This is a genomic window from Mycobacterium sp., from assembly GCF_019243155.1.
Classification (GTDB): Bacteria; Actinomycetota; Actinomycetes; order Mycobacteriales; family Mycobacteriaceae; genus Mycobacterium.
In genome coordinates this window covers 1-5,175 of sequence record NZ_JAFAUS010000394.1, presented here as the reverse complement: position 1 = coordinate 5,175, position 5,175 = coordinate 1, and the positions used below count along the sequence as shown (strand labels likewise).

Here is a 5,175-nt window from a genome sequence, read left to right as displayed (position 1 = left end):
AGGTGTCGAGCAGATCGGGATAGCGCACCAGCACCGTGTTGAAAAAAGCGGCCTGATCCACCGACGCGCGCCCGCCGCCGACCAGGGTAGCCGTCGGGACGCCGCTGAATTGGTCCGCCTGCGCACGTATCGTCGTGACGAGTTCGCCGTCCAAAGACCCGACGGCGCAGGCGATGCTGTACAGCACGTTGCGTTTCAGCAATGCCCGCGGCCGCCCGCTCAGGTCCGACTGTTCGGCGCCGACGACGAAGTCGGCGAGATCGTCCACAACGTACTTGTCTGCCATGCCTTTTCGCCCTCCGCGCGTCGTACCCACCACACAAGCGCGCCGAGCGGTCGCCGTCCAGGACCCATCTCTTACCAGTGCTCGAAAACGGTTCCTACCGCAGGCCAAACCCGGTGGCGAGGGCCTCGCGATGTGGGTCGTCCGACGGAGTCCACCACCGCCCGGCCGGTGCGGTCAGCCAATCGCGACCGCGCGCGGCCGCCAGCAATGCGTCGACGACACCGCGGACACCGACCCGCTCGTCGTCGTCGCGATGCAACAACGACCACGTCCACAGCGGTACCGGCTCGGCGACTGGACGCTGGCCCAAACTGGGAGGCAGCACCGCGGTGTGGCGTTTCGGTGAAGCGAGCACGGCGCTTCCTACCTTGCGCACGTGAGCGTAAAACGCGTCACCCGTGATCCCACCGTCGTCGATGTCGACGACGCCGGCGCCGGTATGGGCGGCGAACTCCTCGGCGAATCGGTTCCACGACGACCACGCCGATTCATCCGCATCGATGAGGACCTTGAGACGTTGCGCGGCAATGGGTTCGGATGAGCCCACTGCGGGAAGGACCGCGTGCAACGGCTCGACGCGCAGTAAGTGCGCCGTCAATCCGCGCTGTTTGACCTGCTCGGCGGTGGTCCAAGCCAGTGCGAGGTCCAGCGTTCCCTCGGCCACCCGGTCCGCCTGCACGTGTGAGGGCAACACCCATTCGTCGAGACGCAACGCCGCCGCGATCCCGACCACGGCGCCGATGTCATCGGGCAACCAGCTGACGTAACCCAGCCGCACCGGCGCGCTACGGGCGGCGGCCCGTTGGAGCCGGTGTTTGGCGTCGTCGGCCAGGGACAGCATGCTGCGGGCGTCCGGGAGTAACGTGCGTCCGGCTTCGCTCAACCGGACGCTGCGGCGGTCCCGCACGAACAGGTCGGCGCCCAGTTCGCGCTCCAGCGCAATGATCTGCTGCGACAAGGCGGGCCCGGAGATATGCACGCGCTGCGCGGCGCGGCCGAAGTGCAACTCCTCTGCGACGGCCACAAAGTAGCGCAACTGACGCAGCTCCATGTGCCGAGCCTAGGGTGCCCTACCTGCGGTAGGAAGTGTGACTTACAAGTGGTCAGACGTTGGTCGTGGACGAGCAACCTCCAGGGGGATTGGCTGGACTAAACCATCGCGATCGCACGAGGAGAGAATCGATGCGACTTCCGCTGCTGCCACCAGCCAGTTTGACCACCGCACAGCAAGCGTTGTACGCCGACATGCGGGCCGTAATCGACAGCCAATTCGGCGAACTCGTCGCATACCGCAACGACGGCGCCTTGGTCGGTCCGTTCAACGGTTGGCTACATTTTCCCCAATTCGGCTCACCCGCTTGGGCATTCAACAGATCGCTGTGGGAACACGCGCTACTGCCCGGCGCCGTTCATCAGCTGGTCATCTTGGTTACCGCCGCGAAGTTCGGGGCGCGCTACGAGATCTACGGCCACGAGTATTTCGCGCGGCTCGCCGGTCTGTCGGAAGAGAAGGTCGCCACCATCGCCGCCGGCGAACGCCCCGCCGACCTGACCGACGACGAATGCGCCGCCTACGACATGGCAGCGGCGCTCAATCGTGGCGGCGTCCTTCCCGAGACCACCTATCAGGCCGCCGTGCGACGATTCGGCGAACAAGGTACTGCCGAGATCGTTTTTCTGGTGGGCTGCTTTTCCATGGTTGCCGTGACACTCAACGCATTCGACGTCGGTTAGACCGCCCTCGGGTGTGGCTGCGATTCGCTGATTACCGTCGTTTGGTCGATCAGGTGTTTCCCGACCAGCCGGATCTGGCGCGCGCTCAGCGGGCACAGCGGGTGCACGGCCAACATCAATGCCACACGTCGCCGGTCATCGAAAACCGGTGCGGCAATGGTGACTACGGGTTGTTTCCGCCGCCCGGGGTTGTCATCGGAGAGAAAGCCGATGGTGGTGAACTCGACGAGCAACTGATCCATGATGTGGCGCACCGGGGTCGGCATCTCGTTGCTGTCCAACGTGCCGACCACCTGCACCGCCTGCGCCAGCGCGGGCGTCGTCCAGTCGACGTCGAATCCGCGTTCGCGCGTGTGCTCCAACACCTGTTGCAGGCGCTTCGCACGGTCGGCGTTGTTCCCGGCGCCGCGACGGATCCACGCGCGTTGCTCCTCGTCGTCGTCCCACGCCGCGAGTGCTACGCCGAACGGCGGCGCATAGGGGATGCGATCACCCGGTATTCCCGACGGCTGTGTGGCCGTTTCCCCCTCAAAGGCGGTGACCACCAATGAATCACCGAATCGCTCGACCACCGAGCAGGCGTAGCCGACCTCGCCGGAGAGTCGCAACGCCGCCGAACGAGCCGCATGTGCCAAGGGCCGGTTGGTGTCGGTCCGCGCCGCCACCACCGCCAGCGCCGGCCCGAGCGTGAAAGTCTTCGTGACCGGATCGCGGCTCGCCCAGCCACGGTCACACAACGTCTTGAGGATCGCGTGCGCGGTCGCCTGCGTCAGATCGAGTTCGCGCACAACATCGGAGAACCGTAGTCGCGCATTTCCGGACCGTGCCAGCAGCTCGACAACATCGAGCACCCGGGCGGTCGGCGCCGACGTCGATCCTCGAATGTCTTGACTCCTTCAGGCGAGGATTTTTACAGTAATACGAACATTCGAGATCGTATATCGATTATTCGAGAAATGTAATGGGGTAAACGCGTTGCGCGCAGTCGTATTGAGGGATGGGCGGTTGCAGGTCCGCGAGACGGCGGACCCCGAGCCCGGCCAAGGTGAGTTGTTATTGCGCACGCTGAGCACCGCGATCTGCGCATCGGACGTGCACTTCATGGATCACCCCGAGCTCGCGATCGACGATCCCACCGGTCGGTCGCTCTACGACACGGACCGCGACATCGTGCTCGGGCACGAATTCGTCGGCGAAGTCGTCGGGCATGGCCCCGGCTGCACCGGTCAATTCGCGATCGGCGCGCGCGTGACGGCCATGCCGGTCCGCTTGGTCGACGGCGGGGCAGGCGGAATGCGCATCATCGGTCAGCATCCCGAGGCTCAGGGCAGTTTCGGTGAGCTGCTGGTGGTTTCGGAGGTGGCGGCCAAACCGGTCTCGGGTGACGTCTCCAGCGACGCCGTCGCGCTCACCGACGCGTTCGCCGTCGGCGAGTTCTATGTGCGGTCGGCACATCTGCAGCCGGGTGAGGTGGCCGTCGTCATCGGCGCGGGAGCCATCGGGCTTTCGGCCGTCGCCGCCTTGGCCAGCCGCGGCATCGAGCCGATCGTGGTCGCCGACTTCAAGTCCGATCGCCGCGCATTGGCCCGTGACCGCTTCGGGGCGCATGTCGTGGTCGACCCCGCCGAGCAGTCGCCGTTCGACGCGTTCAACGACGTTCGCGCGCAACGCGGATTGCCCGGCCCGGCAGTCGTTTTCGAGTGTGTCGGCGCGTCCGGTCTGATCCAGCGGCTGGTCGAATCCGCCGAGATGGCCACCCGGATCTACTGTGCGGGCGGCTGGTACACGGGTGACACGCTCGACATCACCACCGCCACCCGCCAGGGCGTCACCATCCAATTCGGCGGTGGGCCACACCCGCAGGACTGGTACGGCACACTCGAAGCGATCGCGTCGGGTCGGCTGGACCCGCTGCCCAGCGTGGGCAAGGTCATCGGCCTCGAGGACGTTCCCGACGCGCTCGAACAGGCCCGTAAGTCCGACGGCCCGCCGCGCGTGGTGGTCCACCCGAACGGAGACCTCTGATGACAGACCGGCAGGACATCTCCGATGTGCTGGTTCGCTACGCCACCGGGATCGACCGGCGGGACTGGCCGCTGTTCCGGACGGCGTTCACCGACGACTGCGAACTCGACTACGGCGAGATCGGTACCTGGAAGGGCGTGGACGCCGTCACCGAATTCATGGAGCAGGCGCACGCCATGGCGGGACACACGCTGCACCGCTTGACCAACCAGGCGATCACGGTCGACGGCGACAAAGCCACGGCGCGCACCTACATCGACGGGCTGATCATGTTCGCGGACAACAACTCCGGGGTCAACGCGGTCGGCTTCTACGACGACGAGCTGGTACGCAGCGACGGTGGGTGGCGCATCGCGCGCCGTCGCTACACTCAGGTGCGCCTGGTCACGGTGGGGAGTTCCTAGATGACATTCGCGACGAAGTACGGACCCTGGGCGCTCGTCGCCGGCGCCTCGGACGGTGTGGGGGCCGCATTCGCCAGAGCAATCGCCGAGCGCGGCGTCAACGTCGTGCTGCTGGCCCGTCGGCAGGCCGTGCTCGAGCGGGTTGCCGCCGAGATCGAGTCACAGACGTCGGTGTCCACCCGCACCGTCGTTGCCGATCTCGCGCAACCCGGTGCGGCCTCAGCGATTTCGGCCGCCACCAGCGACCTGGAGATCGGAATGCTCGTGTACTGCGCGGGCGCCGACCCGGATTTCAAACCGTTCCTTGCCAATCCGATCGAGGCCGCCGAAGCGATGGTGCAACGCAATTGCATGGTGCCCATGCAGCTGTGCCACCACTTCGCTGCCGCCATGGTCCAGCGGGGCAGCGGCGGAATCGTCCTCTTCGGGTCGGGTGCCGGGCTGGCCGGCGGCCCCAACATGGTTGCCTACGGCGCCTCCAAGGCGTTCGACATGGTCTTCGCCGAGGCCTTGTGGGCCGAACTGCACGACAAGGGCGTCGACGTCCTGGGCCTCATACTGGGCAAGACGGATACACCGGCGTTGCGAGAAATCGAATATAGCCGCGGCCTGCTCGCCTCCCCCGACGAGGTGCCGTCGGACGCGGCGGCCGTGTCCGATGTCATCGCCGAGGCGTTCGAGAACCTCGCCAACGGCCCGACGTTGATGGTGGGCGACACCATGCGT

At 66.1% G+C, this 5,175-nt stretch carries 7 protein-coding genes; 4 read left to right on the top strand and 3 right to left on the bottom strand.

Annotated features, from left to right (window positions below):
* Positions 1–268 (bottom strand): MmgE/PrpD family protein (locus JOZ00_RS20475; RefSeq protein WP_366022374.1); only part of this gene is annotated, 268 nt, incomplete at its 3' end.
* A gap of 112 nt (positions 269–380) precedes the next feature.
* The gene (locus tag JOZ00_RS20470; protein ID WP_293347166.1) at positions 381–1,337 is read right to left on the bottom strand and encodes a LysR family transcriptional regulator; all 957 of its coding nucleotides are present in this window, start codon (positions 1,335–1,337) and stop codon (positions 381–383) included.
* A 131-nt stretch (positions 1,338–1,468) separates the two neighbouring features.
* Here JOZ00_RS20470 and JOZ00_RS20465 point away from each other — a divergent pair, with 131 nt between their 5' ends.
* Entirely contained in the window at positions 1,469–2,020 is a 552-nt protein-coding gene (locus JOZ00_RS20465; RefSeq protein WP_293347163.1) for a 4-carboxymuconolactone decarboxylase, read from the top strand.
* On the opposite strand, the gene JOZ00_RS20460 is transcribed toward JOZ00_RS20465, so the two are convergent.
* Positions 2,017–2,871 carry a helix-turn-helix domain-containing protein gene (locus JOZ00_RS20460; RefSeq protein ID WP_293347160.1) on the bottom strand — a complete coding sequence of 285 codons (855 nt, stop codon included), beginning with the start codon at positions 2,869–2,871 and terminating at the stop codon, positions 2,017–2,019. The two genes, JOZ00_RS20465 and JOZ00_RS20460, sit on opposite strands and share 4 nt — an antisense overlap.
* Before the next feature lie 124 nt (positions 2,872–2,995).
* Here JOZ00_RS20460 and JOZ00_RS20455 point away from each other — a divergent pair, with 124 nt between their 5' ends.
* The 3 genes from JOZ00_RS20455 to JOZ00_RS20445 all read left to right on the top strand — a co-directional run.
* Entirely contained in the window at positions 2,996–4,045 is a 1,050-nt protein-coding gene (locus JOZ00_RS20455; protein ID WP_366022373.1) for a zinc-binding dehydrogenase, read from the top strand.
* Entirely contained in the window at positions 4,045–4,449 is a 405-nt protein-coding gene (locus JOZ00_RS20450; RefSeq protein ID WP_293347154.1) for a nuclear transport factor 2 family protein, read from the top strand. The genes JOZ00_RS20455 and JOZ00_RS20450 overlap by 1 nt, the downstream gene beginning before the upstream one ends.
* Positions 4,450–5,175 (top strand): SDR family NAD(P)-dependent oxidoreductase (locus JOZ00_RS20445; protein ID WP_293347151.1); only part of this gene is annotated, 726 nt, incomplete at its 3' end.